The organism is Pseudomonas sp. AC193 (assembly GCF_979258075.1).
The window spans coordinates 986,194-1,006,163 of sequence record NZ_OZ409832.1 but is presented as its reverse complement, the minus strand read 5'-3'; the positions used below and the strand labels follow the sequence as shown (position 1 = coordinate 1,006,163).

Sequence of the window (19,970 nt, the reverse complement as noted above, 5' to 3'; positions counted from 1 at the left end):
CCACATTCGATCGCATTCCTCACATGGAATTGCGTTCAACTGTGGGAGCGGGCTTGCTCGCGAAGAGGCCCGAACAGGCAACGCAAATTCAGCGGTTTAACGCACCGCTTCAAACAACCCCGTCGCGCCCATCCCGCCGCCCACGCACATCGTCACAATCCCGTAACGCAAATTACGCCGCTGCAACTCCCGCACCAGATGCCCGACCTGCCGCGACCCGGTCATGCCGAACGGGTGGCCAATCGAAATCGAGCCACCGTTGACGTTGTATTTGTCGTTATCGATCTCCAGCCGATCACGGCTGTACAGGCACTGCGAAGCGAACGCCTCATTGAGTTCCCACAGATCAATGTCCGCCACCTGCAAACCTTTCGCCTTCAGCAGTTTCGGCACCGAGAACACCGGGCCGATGCCCATCTCGTCCGGCTCGCAACCGGCCACGGTAAAGCCACGGAAAAACGCTTTCGGCTTCAGCCCCAATTCCAGGGCTTTTTCCAGACTCATCACCAGCGTCATCGACGCGCCATCCGACAATTGCGACGAGTTGCCCGCCGTCACCGAACCGTCTTCAGCGAACACCGGTTTCAACCCGGCGAGGCTTTCATAGGTGGTGTCCGGACGGTTGCAGTCGTCGCGATCGACCACGCCGTCGAGAATTTGCACTTCGCCAGTGTTCTTGTCTTCAACGCGATACTTCACCGACATCGGCACGATTTCATCGTTGAACAGCCCGGCCGCCTGCGCCTGCGCGGTGCGGATCTGGCTCTGCAATGAATAGCGATCCTGCGCTTCACGGCTGACGCCATAACGTCGCGCAACCACTTCGGCAGTCTGGCCCATCGTGTAATAGATGCCCGGCGACTGTTGCTTGAGCAGCGGATTGATCAGGTGATCGGTGTTGACGCTTTTCATCGTCAGGCTGATCGACTCGACGCCGCCAGCGACAATGATGTCGCTGCAACCCGAAGCGATCTGGTTAGCGGCAATCGCAATCGCTTGCAAGCCCGACGAGCAGAAACGGTTGAGGGTCATGCCGGCGGTGCCGGTGCCCAGACGCGAGAGCACCGCGACGTTGCGGCCGATGTTGTAGCCCTGCGCGCCTTCGTTGGAGCCGGCGCCGACGATGCAATCCTCGACGCTGGCCGGGTCGATGTCATTGCGCGTTAGCAGCGCGTTGACACAGTGTGCCGCCATGTCATCGGGGCGGGTCTGGTTGAACTTGCCGCGAAAGGATTTGGCCAGGCCAGTCCGCACGCTGTCGACGATCACCACTTCACGCATGGCATACCTCATTATTGTTGTCGGTTGAGAGTGAACCGAGCATAAGTCCACCCCATTGCCGACTGCGACAATCATTCACCCCGCGTATGCGTGTCCATCGGTTCAGTCCTTGTGCTTTTTCGCGTGCTTGTCGGATTTCTCGAACGCGTCTTCGAGCGCGCGGTTGATCGTGCGCAGCACTTTCACTCGCGCCCAGCGCTTGTCGTTGGCCTCAACCAGCGTCCATGGCGCGATCTCGGAACTGGTGCGATCGACCATATCGCCGACGGCGGCGCGGTAATCGTCCCACTTGTCGCGGTTGCGCCAGTCGTCCTCGGTGATCTTGAAACGCTTGAACGGGATCTCTTCGCGCTCCTGGAAACGCTCCATCTGCGTGTCCTTGTCGATGGCCAGCCAGAACTTGACGACGATCACCCCGGCGTCGGCCAGCTGCTCCTCGAAGTCATTGATCTCGCCATATGCACGCAGCCAGTCCGCCGGTGTGCAGAAACCTTCAATGCGCTCCACCAGCACTCGGCCGTACCACGAACGGTCGAACACGGTGAACTTGCCGCGCGCCGGAATATGTCGCCAGAAACGCCAAAGGTACGGTTGCGCACGCTCCTCTTCGGTCGGCGCGGCAATCGGCACGATGTTGTATTGGCGCGGATCGAGCGCCGCCGCAACCCGACGGATCGCCCCGCCCTTGCCCGCCGCATCGTTGCCTTCGAACACCGCGACCAGTGCATGGCGACGCATGCGTTTGTCGCGCATCAGACCGGACAGGCGCGCCTGTTCGGTGATCAGTTGTTCTTCGTAATCTTTCTTGTCCAGACGCTGGGTCAGGTCGAGGCTGTCGAGCAGGTTCAGATGATCAACCGGCGTACCCAGCGGCGCGGCGCTGACATCGTGGGGATGCACGTCCGGGCGTTTCAGCGCACTTTGCAAACCTTCAAGGAGAATCTTGCCGACGGCCAGACTGCGGTAGTTCGCATCCATGCCTTCGATCACATGCCACGGCGCGTAATCGCGACTGGTGCGGCGCAGCACGCGCTCGCCGTATTTGACGAATTTGTCGTAGGTCTCCGATTGCTGCCAGTCGAGCGGGCTGATGCGCCAGCTGTGCAGCGGATCGTCGGCCAACGCTTTGAGTCGCGCCTTCATCTGCTTTTTCGACAGGTGAAACCAGAATTTGAAGATCAGCGCGCCTTCATCGCAGAGCATCTTTTCCAGACGCTCGGCGCCAGCGATCGCTTGATCCAGGCGTGGATCCTTGAACAAACCGTGGACTCGCCCCTGAAGCATCTGGCTGTACCAGTTGCCAAAGAAAATCCCCATCCGCCCTTTGGCCGGGAGCATCCGCCAGTAACGCCAGGCCGGTGGCCGCGAGAGTTCTTCGTCGCTCTGTTGGTCGAAAGTGCGCACCTCGATCAGGCGCGGATCCATCCATTCGTTGAGCAACTTGACCGTCTCGCCCTTGCCCGCGCCTTCGATGCCGTTGATCAAAATGATCACCGGGAAACGCTTCTGTTGCTGCAACTCGAACTGGGCCTCCAGCAGCGCTTCACGCAGTGCCGGGACGGCGGCCTCGTAGGTGTCTTTGTCGATGGCGTGACCGATTTCAGCGGATTCAAACATTGGACGGCTCCTTCCAGGGTTCAGCAAGACTAGCGGATGATGACAACCTCTGAACAGATCGCAGCCTGCGGCAGCTCCTACACTGGAATGCAATCCACCCTGTAGGAGCTGCCGAAGGCTGCGATCTTTTGACATTTTCCATGGCCCCCTGGATCAGACCTTGCCATGGATCAAGCACCCCTCGCCCGATCGGCTAGAATGGCCGCCTTGTCGTTGCCGAGCCTGCCATGAAACCCGTATTGCCCCACGCCCAACTCGATTGGGATGAACAGGGACGCCCGCGTTCGCGAGTGTTTGATGACGTGTATTTTTCCGACAAGTCCGGTCTGGATGAAACCCGTTATGTGTTCCTCGAACAAAACCGCCTGGCCGAGCGTTTTGCTGCGCTGCCGGCAAGCGGTCGTCTGGTTATCGGCGAAACCGGTTTTGGCACCGGGCTGAATTTTCTCTGTGCCTGGCAGTTGTTCGCACAACACGCCGTGGCCGGGGCGCGGCTGCATTTTGTCAGCGTCGAAAAATACCCGTTGAGCCCGGCCGATCTGCAACGGGCATTGGCCTTGTGGCCAGAACTCAAACCGCTGGCCGATCAGTTACTCAAGCATTACGTAGCCATCCATCAAGGCTTTCAGCGCATCACCTTGGCCGACGGTCGCGTGACGCTGACCCTGCTGATCGGCGATGCGCTGGAGCAACTGCCGCAACTCGATGCACAGATCGACGCATGGTTTCTCGACGGTTTCGCCCCGGCGAAAAATCCGGACATGTGGACGGCGGAACTGTTCGTCGAACTGGCACGACTCGCGGCACCCGGCTCGACCATCAGCACCTTCACCAGCACCGGATGGGTACGCCGTTTGCTCAACGCCGCCGGCTTCAAAATGAAACGCACGCCGGGCATTGGCCATAAGTGGGAAATTCTGCGTGGCGAGTTCCTCGGTTGGCCGTCAGACGTTGCGCCACCCGCCCCGGTAAAACCGTGGTTCGCCCGCCCTGCCCCAGTGGCAGGCGAACGTCGTGCACTGGTAATCGGCGCCGGACTGGCCGGTTGCGCCACCGCTTCCAGCCTCGCCGCGCGCGGTTGGCAAGTGAGCTTGCTGGAGCGCCACGATGGCGTGGCGCAAGAAGCCTCGGGCAATCCGCAGGGCGTGCTGTATCTGAAGCTCTCCGCCCACGGCACCGCGTTATCGCAATTGATCGTCAGCGGTTTCGGCTACACCCGTCGCTTGCTGGAAACCCTGCAACGCGGCACCGATTGGGACGATTGCGGCGTGCTGCAACTGGCGTTCAATGCCAAGGAAGCTGAGCGTCATGCGCAATTGGCCGCAGCGTTTCCCGAGGATTTACTGCATTGGCTCGACCAGCCCGAAGCGCAACATCGCGCCGGCATCGCTTTGGCCCACGGCGGTTTGTACTATCCCGAGGGCGGCTGGGTGCATCCACCGGCGCTGTGTCAGGCGCAAGCCGCGCAGCCGAACATCGAACTGCTCAGCCATCGTGACGTACTGGAACTGCGCAAAGTCGACGATCAGTGGCAAGCCTTCGACGGTGACCGCTTACTGGCCAGCGCACCGGTCGTGGTGCTGGCCGGCGCCGCCGAGATCAAACGTTTTGCGCAAAGTGCCGAGCTGCCGCTCAAGCGCATTCGCGGACAAATCACTCGCCTTGCCGAGACCGCAGAAAGCCAGGCCCTGACTACCGTGGTTTGCGCCGAAGGCTACGTCGCCCCGGCACGTTTGGGCGAACATACCCTCGGTGCGAGCTTCGATTTCAACAGCGACGACCTGACCCCGACCATCGCCGAACACGAAGGCAATCTGGCGATGCTCGAAGAGATCTCCAGCGACCTCGTATCGCGTCTGCACATCAGCGAACAGCCTGTCGAAAACCTTCAGGGCCGCGCCGCATTCCGCTGCACCAGCCCCGACTATTTGCCGATCGTCGGCCCCGTTTCCGACCGCGATGCGTTCAATCAGGCATACGCCACGTTAGCCAAAGATGCCCGCCAGGTTCCGGACGTGGCCTGCCCGTGGCTTGACGGGCTCTACGTCAACAGCGGCCACGGTTCTCGCGGTCTGATCACCGCACCGCTGTCGGGTGAATTGCTCGCAGCCTGGCTCGATAACGAACCGTTGCCGCTGCCGCGAAGTGTCGCTGAGGCGTGCCACCCCAATCGCTTTGCGCTGCGCCGCCTGATTCGCGGCAAGTAACTTTTACCCTTGGGGCAAGGCGCAGATCCCCAGATTAACCAAACGTATCGCATCGTCGGTCAGGCGTGTCAGCACAGCTTCCTCAGCCAGCTCGCGCTGGAACCTGATCGCATCCATCTGGCTGAGATAATCGGCGGAACTGAGTGTGCTCGCCTGTTCAAATACGGCATCCAACTGCGGGGAAAACGTCTCGTCAATATTGGAGAACTGGCGACTGAACGTGCGTTTGAGGTAATCGCACCAGAATGACTGGCGCTGCAGGAACGTCACCCACTGCGCTGAAGCTTCAGCCGCAACGATCCTGTTCTTCGCAATGTCCAGATCAGCACGGGTCACACCGGCCAGTAAGGCATAACGCATGAACCGCGGCTGCCCCGGCAGATCCAGGTCATCGGCGAGACCGGTGCGATACGCGAGGTTGACCTCCAAAGGATCGGAGGTCGGATTCTTGTCGGCATGTTCTTGAGCGATCTGGTTCAACTGATCCAGTCGGAACAGCCCACGGCCGAGTTTGATCAGGGGTTTGGCACCATTTACTCGACCTTCAGCAGGGCTGATCACCCTGTCGACTTCAACGGCGATTTCCAGATGACTGAAGTTTATCGCTGCACTGTCCGTACAGTTGATCGGATTGGCCGCCAGATCGAGGATCTGTTCGTACAACGGCGCTCGCTGCTCCGCCGCCTCGAGTACCGCCCAGACCCGTCGTTGCATGTCTTGGGTCGCTTTTTCGGAATCGGCGGTATGACTGAGTTCCGCCAGCAGATGGAATAATCCTTCGGCCCTCGGATCATCCTTGAATGCCGTCCAGATTCGGTTACGACGATTCCAGTCCTCCCCCGCGCCGTCAGTGAACCAAAGCGATCGCGCCTGGTTTTCGTCGAGACGGGCATTATCGTTATCCAGATAGCCCATGCCGACGCCGATGTTTTCCCGGTAATTCGACAGGTGCGTGTTGCTGACGTCGGACAATGGATTGAATCGCAGGTTAAGTGTCTGACTGAAACGTCGCGGGGTTTTGAAGAGCCAATCCGGCAATACCTTTATTTCGTTGTTGCGCAAATCCACCCAATCCAGATTCGGCAAACGTGCCAGACCGTTGGGCAACTCCGTAGCACCGGTCTCGCGCAGTGCCAGAGAGCGCAATTTCAACATATGGCTGACATCCGGGGTTGCCCCCAGCGGATTGCCGCTCAGGTTCAAACTGTGAAGCGTGCGCAACTGGCTCAGTTTCAGCAGCGTCTGCTCGGTCAGCTTGATCTGGTTACCCGCCAGGCTCAACCGGCCAAGATCAGGCATGAACGAGAGAATTTCCGGCAGCCGAGTGAGCTTGTTGCGATCAAGCTCCAGGGATTCAACTTGCTTGAACGAGCGGAGGAAATACGCGATATCGTCCCCTTGCTCCATGTTCCTCAACGACAATCGCTTGATGTGGTCGAACTTCAGACCAGGTGGCAGAGTGGGCAGTTTGCCGACTCGCATGCCGTCCAGACTCAACGTACAAACGGGTTGACCATTGGCGTCTCTGACCCATAAGAGTCGCCGAAAACTGTCCTCAATCAGTTCAGCGGTGGCTTTGCGACTATGACGCACCTCTTGCCCATCCCCGCCGAGCGCCCTTATCGCGGGCTCATCCTCGCTCCAGAGTTCCAGTGCATCGCGCAGGCTGCGCAGATCCTCACGCAACGCTTTAACACCGGTTGCCCGGGTCAGCGGGTCGTTGCCCAACTGATCGATCAATTGGCTGGCCTGGGCTTCGGTGTAGCTGGGGAAAAGCCTCAAGACTTTGCGCAGCAATGCTCGCGGATGAGCCGTCGTCATCACCTGATCGGCCTGCACACAAGCCGGCTCGAAAACAACCGGCTCAGACTTGCCGGAGATCAACATCCGCGCAGTCACCTCGCGCTCGTCCAGTGCAGTTTCAAGCAGCTTATTGCGTAGTCGAGCCCCATCAGCAGGCACCGGATCGGGAAAACCGGCGGCGGTACGTTGCGCGGGAGCCAGCGCCTTGAGAATGGCTTGATAGAGATCGTCAGCCCCCGCCTCAACCCGTCCCAGCGATTTTCTGTCGCCATCAAACACATCGTACCCGCCATTGGATTTAACCAAAGTGCGGGTGTTCAAGGGCGTCGCCGGCTCGACGCCAATCGCTTCCAGCAAAGGCCCTTTCAGGGTTTTTTCTCGTACCTCAAGCCGCAGTTGTGCATCCCAGCCGCTCAGACGGGGCAGTAACTGTATGGCCAGCTTTTCAGTGTCCGGATTGGCCAATACCGGCAAATGAAGCCCGATCAGCGCACGATCAACACGTACCTGATGGGTCGCGGCCCTGACCTTCTGCGCCAGACCGACAGGCACTCGACCGGTAGAGCGCAGGTGCAGACGCTCGACACTCGGCGCTTGATCGATAAGACGCTGGGCATGGCGCGCCGGCAGCTCGACAAACGTATTGCGCAGCTTCTGCACATCGTCAGCCTCGATCCGGTCATAGCGTTCATACATTCGCTGGAACACCGCCGGACGATCAGCCTTGAGCCGTGAGCCGAGTTTTTTAGCGAGAATCTCGCGTTCGTTCTGACGACCGGGACTGCCCCCCAGCAAGGCATCGACTTCCTTCTGATACAAACCGTCGATGACCTTTTGCAGTAATTGACCTTCAGCCAATTGGTCTTCATTAATCAGCACACTGAGACGATCGTCGCGCACCGTGGTGAGGGGGTAGGTTGCCGTGACTTCGCCTGCGGCATCGGTGACCGCGATGTAACGGTCTGTCGGCCAGCCGGGCATCCTTGGCAACGCACGCAATTGTTCATGCACAGGTTGCCCTGAGTGGGTTTCGCCCCGCTCAAGCTCGCCGATGAGCACACGGAGCCGTCGCTCCGTACGCAGTCGCTCCACGCTGTCGCGCAGACGGGATGACAGCGGCAGATTGTCGCGCAAGGCACGCTGCAACGCTTCGTAGCGGTCGCCGCTGATCCTGCGCATCATGTCCAGTTCGGCATCTGTAAAATCACACAGCTGTGGATCGATACGTTTGAGGGTATACGCCGCGCTGCGCCACTGTTCTGTGTCTTCGGCCGGAGTGTGCCAGCCACCTTCGACGTGACGTTCAAGCACCGGGGAGAACGCTTCAGTGCGTCCAGGGTGTTGCAGGCGCCAGGTACCCGCTGCCGAATCGGTAGTACCAGCAAGGATTCGGTGCTCGACCCGACCGTAAAACCTGCTGCCGATCTTATGAAGCTCTTTGGCGCCTTCGGCCAGCGTGAGCCCGGGCGGAAGGTCATGCTCGTAAGGGCTTAAATCGGGCCGCCACAGGCGTGGTTTGCCGGCATGATTGTAAATCGCGGTGAACTGGCCAAAAAAGGCCGGGTGTGAACGCACCAGATTGCGTCCAAGCGTGCCAACGACTTTCTGGCCACCCGCGAACACGCCCATCAGTGCAATATTTTCCGCCACGCTGAGCAGGTGTGACAGCGCTTCCTGCTGGTCGCCCCGCCGCCAGTCCTCGATGCCTTCATACACCTCGCCAAGCAATTGCCCTACCGCAACGCCCATCATCAGTTGGCCGAGCACCGGTACAAAAAATCCTGCTACGGAGGCGACGGTGACACCGAGCTGGAGAAAATCCAGCAGACGTTTGCCGCGTGCATCGTCATCAATGTCGGCGGTCGGCACCACCAGTTTGCGTGCATCAACCTGCATTTTGCCTACGTGACTTTGCACCATGAACTCGAACAGCGGCACCGTGATCGGCAATGACCTGATGGATCCCAGCTCAGCGGAATCGGCGACAGCCTTGAAAAAATCTGCCTTGTCATCTTCATCAATGCTGTTGGCGAAGTAATCCTTGTAGCGCCGATCCTTCAACTTTTGCGTCAGGTACTGTTTGAACGCATTGAAGCTCGGGTACTCGTACAACGCGCGCTCGGGCTCTCCCGCCATATACACCAGACACGGTTCCTGAGGATGCGATTCGAACGAATGGGCGCAAAACACCACGACACCCCAAACGCAGCTGTCGAAAATCTCCAGGCCTTGCATCGTCAGTGTCTGTTTTTTGTAGAGCAGCGTTGCCGCCGACACCACACCTTCGGCGTCAATAAGCCGTTGCACAGTCTGCAAACCGGCAGGGGTGATGTGATTTTTGATGGCGGCGAGTTGGGTGTCCAATTGCAGCGACAGCTTTTTCATGCTCGCAATGTCGTGAACCATGGCGTTGCGCACCACGGCCTTGTCGTCACCCTCCAAAGGCCCGAAAACCTGCTGAAAATGCGCCTGATAGCGTTTACCAAGATCCAGCTCTCGGCATAGCCCGGCAAAGGCCGCCACAGTCAAACCGCTTACGCCGGCCGGAGTGCTTTGTACGACGACCTGACTGCCGACGGGAAATCCGCCTGCTGCTTCCTCTTCGGTGAAATTCTGCATGGCGGCCTGTAGCAACGTCTGCGTGGCCGCCGGAAAGGTTTTTACGCCATTTTCATCTGTCGATATCGGCTCGCAGCCGCAATCGGCACCGGGCAAGCTCAGAAAATCCTTTTCTACGTCGAAATCCACCGGCCATTTCTGGCACAGCGCAACGTTCAGTTCATCGATACAAAAGGAGTGCAACGGCTTGAGCGTGGCCAGCTCCTTTTCGACTGTCAGTTGAACGGCATGCAAATCTCGAGTAGTTCGATCAATCGCCGCGAGTTGGGTGACTGAACATTTCAGCAAAAAAGCGGGCAGGTTTTTTTGCAAGGCTTCGGCGCTGTCCAGATCGCCAGTGGCGTCGAGCAACGTGTTCAAAGTCAGATCTTGAGACTGCGTTTTTATTTCTGTGGTCGGCATCTGCAATAGTCCTTTATTGCGGGTTCGAACGACGACCATATCAATACCGAGGAAAAATAAAAAACCTAAAAAAACGGCTGAAACCCCGGTAATTCAACAGTTTTTTGCACCGATAAAATATCTATATACCGCCATTTGAATTCGATCATTTGGTAAGTGGTGCGGCGCTCGCTTTGTCATTACGCGCTGTCGGATACGCGCGCTTATAACTCATCGTTCTAAAACTCCCACAACCGCACCGGGTCAGTTTCTGAGTACCGGCCATGTCGGCCGCTGAAGAAATACCCTCCCCAACGGAAAAACCGGTAAGGACTTTATGTGCGGATTAGCTGGCGAGTTACGTTTTGATCAACAACCTGCAGACCTTGCAGCCATCGAGCGAATCACCCATCACCTGGCGCCTCGCGGCCCTGACGCGTGGGGCTTTCATGCTCAAGGGCCGATTGCCCTGGGCCATCGTCGCCTGAAAATCATGGACTTGTCGGACGGCTCGGCGCAGCCGATGGTCGACAATCAACTCGGCCTGTCGCTGGCCTTCAACGGCGCGATCTACAACTTCCCGGAATTGCGCGCTGAGCTCGAAGCGCTGGGCTATGCCTTCTATTCCGGCGGTGACACCGAAGTGCTGCTCAAGGGCTATCACGCTTGGGGCGAAGCGCTGCTGCCGAAACTCAACGGCATGTTCGCGTTTGCCATTTGGGAGCGCGATGCCAAGCGTCTGTTTATCGCCCGTGACCGTCTCGGCGTGAAGCCGCTGTACCTGTCGCGCACCGGTCAGCGTTTGCGTTTTGCCTCGGCCCTGCCGGCGCTGCTCAAGGGCGGCGACATCAACCCGATCCTCGATCCGGTGGCGCTCAATCACTACCTGAATTTTCACGCCGTGGTGCCTGCGCCGCGCACCTTGCTGGCCGGTATTGAAAAGCTGCCGCCAGCGAGCTGGATGCGCGTTGAAGCCGATGGCACCACCGAGCAGAAAACCTGGTGGACGCTGCCTTACGGCCCACACGACGACGAGAAAAATCTGACGCTGGAAGACTGGGTCGACCGCGTGCTAGACAGCACTCGCGAAGCGGTGGCTATTCGTCAACGTGCCGCCGTCGATGTCGGCGTGCTGCTGTCCGGCGGTGTCGATTCGAGCATGCTCGTCGGTCTGTTGCGCGAAGTCGGCGTGGAGAATCTGTCGACCTTTTCCATCGGTTTTCAAGATGCCGGCGGCGAGCGCGGTGACGAGTTCCAGTATTCGGATCTGATCGCCAAGCACTACGGCACGCAGCACCATCAACTGCGCATCGACGAGAAAGAGATCATCGAGCAACTGCCCGCGGCGTTCCGCGCGATGAGCGAACCAATGGTTAGCCACGACTGCATCGCGTTCTATCTGCTGTCGCGCGAAGTGGCCAAGCACTGCAAGGTGGTACAGAGCGGCCAGGGCGCGGACGAGCTGTTCGCCGGTTATCACTGGTACCCGCAAGTCGACGGCGCGGCCGACCCGTACGCGGCATATCGCAACGCGTTTTTCGACCGCAGTTATGACGACTACGCCGCCACCGTACAACCGAAATGGCTGACCGCGAATGACGCTGCCGGCGACTTCGTAAAGGAACATTTCGCACAGCCCGGCGCAGATGCCGCTGTGGACAAAGCGCTGCGTCTGGACAGCACGGTGATGCTGGTCGATGACCCGGTCAAACGTGTCGACAACATGACCATGGCCTGGGGCCTGGAAGCGCGTACGCCGTTTCTCGACTACCGACTGGTTGAACTGTCGGCCCGTGTGCCCGGCAAATTCAAGCTGCCGGATGGTGGCAAGCAAGTGTTGAAAGAAGCCGCGCGCCGAGTCATTCCAAGTGAAGTGATCGACCGTAAAAAAGGCTATTTCCCGGTGCCTGGCCTCAAGCATTTGCAAGGCGACACCTTGAACTGGGTGCGCGAACTGCTGCTCGATCCGAGTCAGGATCGCGGCCTGTTCAACCCGGCCATGCTCGACAAATTGCTGACCGACCCGCAAGGCCAACTGACGCCGTTGCGCGGTTCGAAGCTGTGGCAACTGGCTGCTCTGAACCTGTGGCTCAGTGAACAAGGAATCTGATCGATGAAACCCCATGCCACGGCCATCAATCAGCGCCTGATTCGCGGTCAGACTCCGTCCTATGAACGCTTGCAGGCGCGGTTGGCCGAAGATGGTAGCACCCTCGCCGCCGACCCGATCGCAGTACATTGCGGTTGGGGCCGGTTGCTGATCGGCCACACCTTTCCTGACCCGGCGTCACTGGCGCAGGAACTGCTCAACGAGCAGCCCGGCGAACGCGATATCGCGCTGTACGTGGCTGCGCCGCAGCAGATTCTCGGGCTGGAACCGACGCAGCTGTTTCTCGATCCGTCCGACACGTTGCGTTTGTGGTTCAGCGATTACCGTCAAGCGACCCGCGTGTTTCGCGGCTTCCGCATTCGCCGGGCGCAAAATGAGGCGGACTGGCAGGCGATCAATCTGTTGTATCAGGCGCGCGGCATGTTGCCGATCGACTCCACCCTGCTCACCCCGCACCATCAGGGCGGCCCGGTGTATTGGCTGGCCGAGGATGAGGACAGCGGCGCGGTGATCGGCAGCGTCATGGGCCTGAATCATCACAAGGCGTTCAACGATCCGGAAAACGGCAGCAGCCTGTGGTGCCTCGCGGTTGATCCGCAATGCTCGCGGCCGGGTGTCGGCGAAGTGCTGGTGCGTCATCTGGTCGAGCACTTCATGAGTCGCGGTTTGAGCTATCTCGATCTGTCGGTGTTGCACGACAACCGTCAGGCGAAAAACCTCTACGCCAAGCTCGGTTTTCGCAACCTGTCGACCTTCGCGATCAAGCGCAAAAACGGCATCAATCAACCGCTGTTTCTTGGCCCCGGGCCGGAAGCACAGTTCAATCCGTACGCGCGGATCATCGTTGAAGAGGCGCATCGGCGCGGCATTGACGTGCAGGTCGACGACGCCGACGCCGGATTGTTCACCCTCAGCCATGGTGGCCGTCGCGTGCGTTGCCGTGAATCGCTGAGCGACCTGACCAGCGCGATCAGCATGAGTCTGTGTCAGGACAAAAGCCTGACGCACAAAGTACTGAAAGCGGCCGGTCTGAACCTGCCCTCGCAGCAACTGGCGGGCAATGCCGACGACAATCTGGCCTTTCTCGATGAGCATCAACGGGTGGTGGTCAAGCCGCTCGACGGTGAACAGGGCCAGGGTGTGGCCGTGGATCTGCAGAACATCGAAGAGCTGCAGCAGGCTATCGAAGCGGCGAAACAATTTGATAGCCGAGTGCTGTTGGAGAGCTTCCACGAAGGCCTTGATCTGCGAATTCTGGTGATCGGTTTTGAAGTGGTCGCAGCAGCGATTCGTAAGCCGGCGGAAGTGGTCGGCGATGGTCAGCATTCGATCGGCGCGTTGATCGAGGCGCAAAGTCGACGTCGGCAAGCGGCCACCGGTGGCGAGAGCAAGATTCCACTGGATCACGAAACCCAGCGCACCTTGCATGCGGCCGGGTATGACTACAGCAGCATTCTGCCGGCGGGTGAGCATTTGTTTGTGCGCCGTACCGCGAATCTGCACACCGGTGGCACGCTGGAGGATGTCACGGCGATTCTGCATCCGACGCTGGTCGACGCGGCGGTGCGTGCGGCGCGGGCGCTGGACATTCCCATGGTTGGCCTCGATTTGATGGTGCCGGCGGCGGATCAGCCGGAGTACGTGTTTATCGAGGCCAACGAGCGCGCCGGGTTGGCCAATCATGAACCGCAGCCGACGGCTGAGCGGTTTGTTGATTTGTTGTTTCCGCACAGTCAGCCGGCTGTTTCTTGATTCTGCTTTGTCTTGGCTGACGCCTTCGCGAGCAAGCCCGCTCCCACAGGGGAACGCATTCCAAATGTGGGAGCGGGCTTGCTCGCGAAGAGGCCCTCAAATTCACCAGCATTCTTCCTCATCGAAACCATCGATGTGCTCAACCCATCAGGAGTTTCCATGACCTCACAAATCCCCGAACCGGATCTCAACTACCTGCAAAAAGTCCTCCTGGAAATGCTCGCCATTCCCAGCCCGACCGGGTTCACCGACACCATCGTGCGTTACGTCGCCGAGCGTCTCGAAGAACTCGGCATCCCGTTCGAAATGACCCGGCGCGGCACCATTCGCGCCACGCTCAAGGGCAAGAAAAACAGCCCTGACCGCGCAGTCTCTGCACACCTCGACACCATCGGCGCCGCCGTCCGCGCGGTGAAAGACAACGGTCGCCTGACCCTCGCCCCCGTCGGTTGCTGGTCGAGCCGTTTCGCCGAGGGCAGCCGTGTCAGCCTGTTCACCGACAACGGTGTGATTCGCGGCAGTGTGTTGCCGTTGATGGCGTCCGGGCATGCGTTCAACACCGCCGTGGATGAAATGCCGATCAGCTGGGATCACGTCGAATTGCGTCTGGACGCCTACTGCGCGACCAAGGCCGATTGCGATTCGCTGGGCATCAGCGTTGGCGACGTGGTGGCGTTTGACCCGCTGCCGGAGTTCACCGAAAGTGGCCACATCAGCGCCCGTCACCTCGATGACAAGGCTGGCGTTGCTGCGCTTCTGGCGTCGCTGAAAGCCATCGTCGACAGCGGTCAGGAACTGATGATCGATTGCCATCCGCTGTTCACCATCACCGAAGAAACCGGCAGTGGCGCGGCGGCGGCATTGCCGTGGGACGTCAGTGAATTTGTCGGCATCGACATTGCGCCGGTCGCGCCGGGGCAGCACTCCAGCGAACACGCGGTGAGCGTGGCGATGCAGGATTCCGGCGGGCCTTACGACTATCATCTGTCGCGGCATTTGCTGCGCCTGGCCGCTGAAAACGAGCTGCCGGTGCGTCGTGATCTGTTCCGTTATTACTTCAGCGATGCGCATTCGGCGGTGACGGCCGGGCACGATATTCGTACCGCGCTGCTGGCGTTTGGTTGCGATGCGACCCATGGTTATGAGCGTACGCACATCGACAGTCTGGCCGCACTGAGCCGATTGTTGGGCGCGTACATCTTGAGCCCGCCGGTGTTTGCCAGTGATGCGGCGCCGGCGAATGCTTCGCTGGATCGCTTCAGTCATCAGATTGAACATGACACGCAGATGGAAAGCGAAACGCGGGTGCCGCCGGTGGATAGCCTGGTGGGGCAGCGTTCCGACTAGATAGATAATTGTTGTCTGTACCGGCCTCTTCGCGAGCAAGCCTGCTCCCACATTTGGAATGCGTTTCCCCTGTGGGAGCGGGCTTGCTCGCGAAGGCGTCGGTGCGGTCAACACAAAACTGGCAGCCAACCGGCAATCGCCGTAGCATCCCGACATTGATTCAGCCGAGGTGCCCATGCTCATCCCTTACGACGCTCTTGAAGTCGACACCCTCACCCGCCTCATCGAAGATTTCGTCACCCGTGACGGCACCGACAACGGCGATGACACGCCGCTGGAAACCCGCGTGCTGCGCGTACGTCAGGCGCTGACCAAAGGCCAGGCGTTGATCGTCTTCGACCCGGAAAGCGAGCAGTGCCAGTTGATGCTCAAGCACGACGTGCCCAAGCATCTATTCGACTGAAATTCTCAGCGGGCCCCTTCGCGGGCCTGCTTGCGCTGGATTCGGTCATAGACTTCGGCGCGGTGCACATTGACCTTCTTCGGCGCTTCAACGCCAAAGCGCACGCTGGAGCCGTTGACGGACAGCACGCGCACGGAAATGTCGTCACCGATGGAAATCAACTCACCAACTACACGGCTGAGTACAAGCATGAGGTTCGTCCTTCAGGGGGTGGCAAACCCTGAAGATGCGCGGCTTGCCGGCGCGCCACAATGCGTGGCCGACAAATCAGTTTTGCCTTACACCCTCGCAAGCCTCTAGCTGTCAGACACTTCCCACAAATCGATCAGTTCAGGCAGCAGAAAAGCGCGGCCCGAACAAAATCACGCTGGCGCCGATCACGCACAGCGCCACGCCGATCCAGTCCGAACCCAATGGACGAACGCGCTCGACGACCATCAACCAGCCAATCGACGCGACGATGTAAATCCCGCCGTAAGCGGCGTACGCACGGCCGGCATAGTTGGCTTCAACACGGGTCAACAACAGCGCGAACAACGTCAGGCTGAGCAACGCCGGGATCACCCACAACGCACTTTTGCCCTGACGCAGCCACATGTAAAAGGCGTAACAACCGGCGATTTCAAACAGCGCCGCGAGGAAGAACCACAAGTAATTGAGCATTGACGCGTCTCGACAGGGTGACCATTGCGGCCACCCTAACGACGCAATCGGCAACGAGCAAGGTCAGCCGTTGATCTGTTTGGCCTTGGCGCGCATTTTCTCGGCCATCGAGGTCATTTCGTTGTAGAGCAGTTGCGGGTTTTTCTGCTTGATCGCCCACGCCATGCGCCCTTGTTCGTGAGGCAGGATCATGAACTCGCCGGCAGCGACTTGCTGGTAAATGTAATCGGCGATGTCCGCTGCGGTAATCGGCGAACTCTCCAGCAACTTGCCGACCGCCGCCTTCATTGCCGGAGTCGGGCCACGGAAAGAATCAAGCAAGTTGGTCTGAAAGAACGAAGGACAGACCACATGCACGCCGACTTCCTGTTGCGCCAGTTCAATCAACAGACTTTCCGAAAGCGCCACGACACCAGCCTTGGCGACGTTGTAGTTGCTCATTGCCGGGCCCTGCATCAGCGCGGCCATCGAGGCGATGTTGATGATCTTGCCTTTGCTTTGTTCGAGCAGCGGCAGGAACGCTTTGCAGCCCTTGACCACACCCATCAGGTTGATCGCGATCTGCCAGTCCCAGTCTTCCAGCGACAGTTCGCTAAAGAAACCGCCTGACGCGACGCCGGCGTTGTTAACGATGATGTCGATGCCGCCAAGTTTTTCTTCGCAAGCCTGTGCGAAGGCTGTGAGTTGGCTGTAATCACGCACATCGCAGCGCTGGATGAAGCCGTCGCCGCCCGCCTCGCGCACCATTTTCAGGGTTTCCTGCAGGCCAGGTTCGCTGACATCGGACAAGGCCAGTTGCCAGCCTTCACGCGCCCAGCGCAGCGCGATTTCGCGACCCAGGCCTGAGCCCGCGCCAGTGATCATCATGCGATTTTGCATAGCACACAGCCTTGTTGTTCTGGGGAAGATGCGCGGAGTGTAGCGAAGGTTGTGCGCGCGCCCACGCTCCATCAAGTTGCTGAATACAAGGTCAAAAGATCATTCCGTACACGAATTTCTGTAGGAGCTGCCGAAGGCTGCGATCTTTTGATCTTTCGCTTTAAAGGAAATAAGCCTGAAATCCAAATACATTAAAAAAACATTGAATTTTCTTTCATTCGCACCAGTCGGACTTTGTAAGCCGTCTGGAATTACTTAGTCTCCAGTCGCCCCTTGAACACCAAGACTTCTCGAACTCTCTCAACAAGGAAATCGACATGGGCACAATTCTTATCATTATCCTGATCCTGTTGCTGATCGGTGGTCTGCCGGTCTTCCCGCACTCCAGAAGTTGGGGTTATGGTCCGTCGGGCATCATCGGTGTGGTGCTGGTCGTGCTGTTGGTGCTGTTGCTACTGGGTCGGATATAACCCTCTAGCCGGCAAAAAAAAAGAGGCCCTTTTCAGGGCCTCTTTTTTATTGCGCGGACTTTTACTTTACAGCGCTTAGTCCGGCTTGCCGTTAATCACACCGGCGGTGTTGTCCATCAGGCTCTTGGTCGCCGTTTGCAGGAACGCTTCGAGTTTGTGTTTCAACTCGGCAGCGCGCGGTGCATCCGGAATAACCTCGGCACTTGGGGTGGCGCCCAGTTGGTACTGATAGAGCTTCGCCGACATGTCCTTGTCTTTCGGCAGTACCAGAATCTGGTCTGCGGTGACGATGGCAGTGGTCTGCTCGCTGCCCGACGGTTTGATCACACCGAAACCGGTGTCGCCTTCCGGCAGGTTGAGCAGGTCACGGCCCCAGCACTGGTGACGCACTTCGCCACCGAGGCGACCCATGATGGTCGGCACGATGTCGATCTGCGTGCCCACGGTGTGGTCACGGGTGCCGAACTTCTCCTGGATGCCCGGCGCGATCATCAGCATCGGCACGTTGAAGCGGCCCAGATCCATTTCGGTGATCTGACGCTCATTGCCGAAACCGTGGTCGCCGACGATGACGAACAGGGTTTCCTTGAAGTACGGCTCTTTGCGCGCCTTCTCGAAGAACTGACCCAACGCCCAGTCGGAGTAACGCATGGCGGTCAAGTGTTCGTTGAGGCTGCCACGATCGGTGACGCGCTCGACCGGCAATGGCGACGGCAAGGCGTATGGCGTGTGGTTGGACAGGGTTTGCAGCAACGCATAGAACGGCTTGCCGTTTTCACGCGCCTTCAACTCGACCAGACCGCGATCGAACATGTCCTGGTCGGACACGCCCCACGTTGGATCGGAGAACACCGGATCGACGAAATCGTTACGGCCAACGAAGTTGGTCATGCCCTGGTTGCTGAAGAAACCCGACTGGTTGTCCCAGGCGAAGTCACCGTTGTAGACATACACGTCGTCGTAATCACGGGCGCTGAGCAGTTGCGGCAGGCCGGACAGTTTGTGACTGCCTTCCGGGGTCTGCATCAGGTATTCGAAACCCGGCAGGTTCGGGAAGCAGGCCATGGTCGCGAACATACCCTGGTGGGTGTGCGTGCCGTTGGAGAAGAAACGGTCGAACAGCAGGCCTTCCTTCGACAGTTTGTCGAGGTACGGCGTGATGTTGCCCGGCGCGCCCAATGCACCGACCGAGTGACCGGCCATGCTTTCCATCAGGATCACCACGACGTTCTTGATCGGCAGGGTCTTGTCGGCCGGCGGCGTGTAATCACGGCGCACGGCAGCGATGTCGGCATCGACCAGTTTGTCGTCCAGCATCACCAGCATCTCGCGCACCACTTTCTGCGCTTCTTCTTGCGGCAGTGTGGCTTTCCAGATGTTGTCGCGGTCTTCGCCCATGCGGTCTTTCGCAGCGGCGATCAGCGACAGCGTACCGTTGAGGCCGAGTTGGTTGGCGAAGTTGGAATCGGTGGTGTAGACATCACCCCAACGCATTGGCGGGCCCTGACGCAGGGTGCCACGCGCGGCAACCACGCAGATCAACAGGCACACCACGAATACCGCAGCGCGGGTGTACCACGGCGCCACCTGACGGGTGCTGACGGTACCGCCGCTGAACGGCCCGCGCGGACGCGTTGCACGATCAGCGCCTTTGAACGCCAGGGTTAGAATCACCGTGCCGACGACCCACGCCAGCAGATAACGCACCACCGGGAAACCGTACCAGAGCATGCTCATCACGGTTTTCGGGTCTTCTTTTACGTACTGGAACACCAGACCGTTAAGGCGCTGGTGGAACTCACGGTAGAAGTCCATCTCCATCAGGCCGAGGAACAGCGCGATGCTCGAAGCGATGGTCAGCCACAGACGGAAGAAACCGCGTGCTGCCATGGCCCGTGCGCTGAACAGCGCCAGTACCAGCGGAATGCACAGGTAAACCACCAGGCGCAGGTCGAAACGCAGGCCGTTGGCGAAAGCTTCGAGGAAGGTCGAGGCCGGGGTATCGAGGATCATCTCGCGGTTGTAGACCAGCAGCGCGAGGCGCAGCACGGAAAACATCACCATCATGACCAGCGCACAAAGCAGCGTGTAGGCCAGATGCGATTTGAGGGTCGGTTGCAGCAGGCGAGCAGAAGATCGCTGCTGATTCAGGGCGTCCGGGTTTGCCATGTCGTTTTAGGACCCATTAGTTGAAGTTGCAAAAATACAGCGGCGCCCTGCCCTCTATTGGCCATTCCAGGCCCCGGGGCGTGCGCGGTGCGCAAATGTTGCACGATCGTTCGCACCATTGCCATTGATTACTGCCCCGCCGCCAGACAGTTTCATTTCAAGCGGCAGCAGACAGCGGCAACGTGCAAACAGCGCGGGCGAATTGTCTGGAACACTTTGTGAAAATTTCGTGCAACGCATATCTGGAAACACAATATAGATACAAAACA

The 19,970-nt window shown here is 59.0% G+C and carries 13 protein-coding genes; 6 read left to right on the top strand and 7 right to left on the bottom strand.

Translation table 11 applies throughout. The annotated features are described in order from the left end of the window. Positions 1-96 precede the first annotated feature (96 nt). The gene (locus ACZZ0D_RS04785; RefSeq protein WP_212543758.1) at positions 97-1,281 is read right to left on the bottom strand and encodes a thiolase family protein; all 1,185 of its coding nucleotides are present in this window, start codon (positions 1,279-1,281) and stop codon (positions 97-99) included. Between the two features lie 102 nt (positions 1,282-1,383). Further along, a complete protein-coding gene (gene pap / locus ACZZ0D_RS04780) occupies positions 1,384-2,898 on the bottom strand; it encodes a polyphosphate:AMP phosphotransferase (protein ID WP_159811527.1) in 1,515 nt (504 codons plus the stop codon). 227 nt (positions 2,899-3,125) lie between these two features. Between pap and mnmC the strand changes: the two genes are divergently transcribed. Further along, positions 3,126-5,105 (top strand): bifunctional tRNA (5-methylaminomethyl-2-thiouridine)(34)-methyltransferase MnmC2/FAD-dependent 5-carboxymethylaminomethyl-2-thiouridine(34) oxidoreductase MnmC1, encoded by a 1,980-nt coding sequence (gene mnmC, locus ACZZ0D_RS04775; RefSeq protein WP_463552566.1) that lies wholly within the window; start codon positions 3,126-3,128, stop codon positions 5,103-5,105. Positions 5,106-5,108: 3 nt separating this feature from the next. Here mnmC and ACZZ0D_RS04770 read toward each other — a convergent pair whose 3' ends face one another. Then, positions 5,109-9,929: an NEL-type E3 ubiquitin ligase domain-containing protein gene (locus ACZZ0D_RS04770; RefSeq protein ID WP_463552565.1), complete on the bottom strand. Its 4,821-nt coding sequence runs from the start codon at positions 9,927-9,929 to the stop codon at positions 5,109-5,111. A 316-nt stretch (positions 9,930-10,245) separates the two neighbouring features. Between ACZZ0D_RS04770 and ACZZ0D_RS04765 the strand changes: the two genes are divergently transcribed. The 4 genes from ACZZ0D_RS04765 (at position 10,246) to ACZZ0D_RS04750 (ending at position 15,520) form a co-directional block, all read left to right on the top strand. Continuing rightward, positions 10,246-12,018 carry an N-acetylglutaminylglutamine amidotransferase gene (locus ACZZ0D_RS04765; RefSeq protein ID WP_212543762.1) on the top strand — a complete coding sequence of 591 codons (1,773 nt, stop codon included), beginning with the start codon at positions 10,246-10,248 and terminating at the stop codon, positions 12,016-12,018. Positions 12,019-12,021: 3 nt separating this feature from the next. Continuing rightward, entirely contained in the window at positions 12,022-13,770 is a 1,749-nt protein-coding gene (gene ngg / locus ACZZ0D_RS04760) for an N-acetylglutaminylglutamine synthetase (protein WP_463552564.1), read from the top strand. A gap of 159 nt (positions 13,771-13,929) precedes the next feature. Then, on the top strand, positions 13,930-15,117 hold the full coding sequence (locus ACZZ0D_RS04755) for an osmoprotectant NAGGN system M42 family peptidase (RefSeq protein WP_463552563.1): 1,188 nt from the start codon (positions 13,930-13,932) through the stop codon (positions 15,115-15,117). 175 nt (positions 15,118-15,292) lie between these two features. Continuing rightward, on the top strand, positions 15,293-15,520 hold the full coding sequence (locus tag ACZZ0D_RS04750) for a YheU family protein (RefSeq protein WP_003192759.1): 228 nt from the start codon (positions 15,293-15,295) through the stop codon (positions 15,518-15,520). 5 nt (positions 15,521-15,525) lie between these two features. Here the strand turns inward: ACZZ0D_RS04750 and csrA are convergent, their stop codons facing one another. From csrA to ACZZ0D_RS04735, 3 genes are all read right to left on the bottom strand, one after another. Then, positions 15,526-15,711: a carbon storage regulator CsrA gene (gene csrA / locus ACZZ0D_RS04745; protein WP_400753333.1), complete on the bottom strand. Its 186-nt coding sequence runs from the start codon at positions 15,709-15,711 to the stop codon at positions 15,526-15,528. A gap of 139 nt (positions 15,712-15,850) precedes the next feature. Further along, the gene (locus ACZZ0D_RS04740) at positions 15,851-16,183 is read right to left on the bottom strand and encodes a YnfA family protein (protein ID WP_463552562.1); all 333 of its coding nucleotides are present in this window, start codon (positions 16,181-16,183) and stop codon (positions 15,851-15,853) included. A gap of 63 nt (positions 16,184-16,246) precedes the next feature. Continuing rightward, a complete protein-coding gene (locus ACZZ0D_RS04735) occupies positions 16,247-17,062 on the bottom strand; it encodes an SDR family oxidoreductase (RefSeq protein WP_463552561.1) in 816 nt (271 codons plus the stop codon). 311 nt (positions 17,063-17,373) lie between these two features. Between ACZZ0D_RS04735 and ACZZ0D_RS04730 the strand changes: the two genes are divergently transcribed. Beyond that, positions 17,374-17,532 (top strand): DUF3309 family protein, encoded by a 159-nt coding sequence (locus ACZZ0D_RS04730; protein ID WP_169432680.1) that lies wholly within the window; start codon positions 17,374-17,376, stop codon positions 17,530-17,532. 75 nt (positions 17,533-17,607) lie between these two features. Here the strand turns inward: ACZZ0D_RS04730 and ACZZ0D_RS04725 are convergent, their stop codons facing one another. After that, positions 17,608-19,701 (bottom strand): LTA synthase family protein, encoded by a 2,094-nt coding sequence (locus ACZZ0D_RS04725; protein WP_463552560.1) that lies wholly within the window; start codon positions 19,699-19,701, stop codon positions 17,608-17,610. Between the last annotated feature and the right edge of the window lie 269 nt (positions 19,702-19,970).

Coding starts and splice junctions, on each gene's coding strand:
- ACZZ0D_RS04750 (WP_003192759.1), top strand. CDS start 15,293: ATGCTCATCCCTTACGACGCTCTTGAAGTCGACACCCTCACCCGCCTC.
- mnmC (WP_463552566.1), top strand. CDS start 3,126: ATGAAACCCGTATTGCCCCACGCCCAACTCGATTGGGATGAACAGGGA.
- ACZZ0D_RS04755 (WP_463552563.1), top strand. CDS start 13,930: ATGACCTCACAAATCCCCGAACCGGATCTCAACTACCTGCAAAAAGTC.
- ACZZ0D_RS04740 (WP_463552562.1), bottom strand. CDS start 16,183: ATGCTCAATTACTTGTGGTTCTTCCTCGCGGCGCTGTTTGAAATCGCC.
- ACZZ0D_RS04735 (WP_463552561.1), bottom strand. CDS start 17,062: ATGCAAAATCGCATGATGATCACTGGCGCGGGCTCAGGCCTGGGTCGC.
- csrA (WP_400753333.1), bottom strand. CDS start 15,711: ATGCTTGTACTCAGCCGTGTAGTTGGTGAGTTGATTTCCATCGGTGAC.
- ACZZ0D_RS04765 (WP_212543762.1), top strand. CDS start 10,246: ATGTGCGGATTAGCTGGCGAGTTACGTTTTGATCAACAACCTGCAGAC.
- ACZZ0D_RS04725 (WP_463552560.1), bottom strand. CDS start 19,701: ATGGCAAACCCGGACGCCCTGAATCAGCAGCGATCTTCTGCTCGCCTG.
- ACZZ0D_RS04770 (WP_463552565.1), bottom strand. CDS start 9,929: ATGCCGACCACAGAAATAAAAACGCAGTCTCAAGATCTGACTTTGAAC.
- ngg (WP_463552564.1), top strand. CDS start 12,022: ATGAAACCCCATGCCACGGCCATCAATCAGCGCCTGATTCGCGGTCAG.
- pap (WP_159811527.1), bottom strand. CDS start 2,898: ATGTTTGAATCCGCTGAAATCGGTCACGCCATCGACAAAGACACCTAC.
- ACZZ0D_RS04785 (WP_212543758.1), bottom strand. CDS start 1,281: ATGCGTGAAGTGGTGATCGTCGACAGCGTGCGGACTGGCCTGGCCAAA.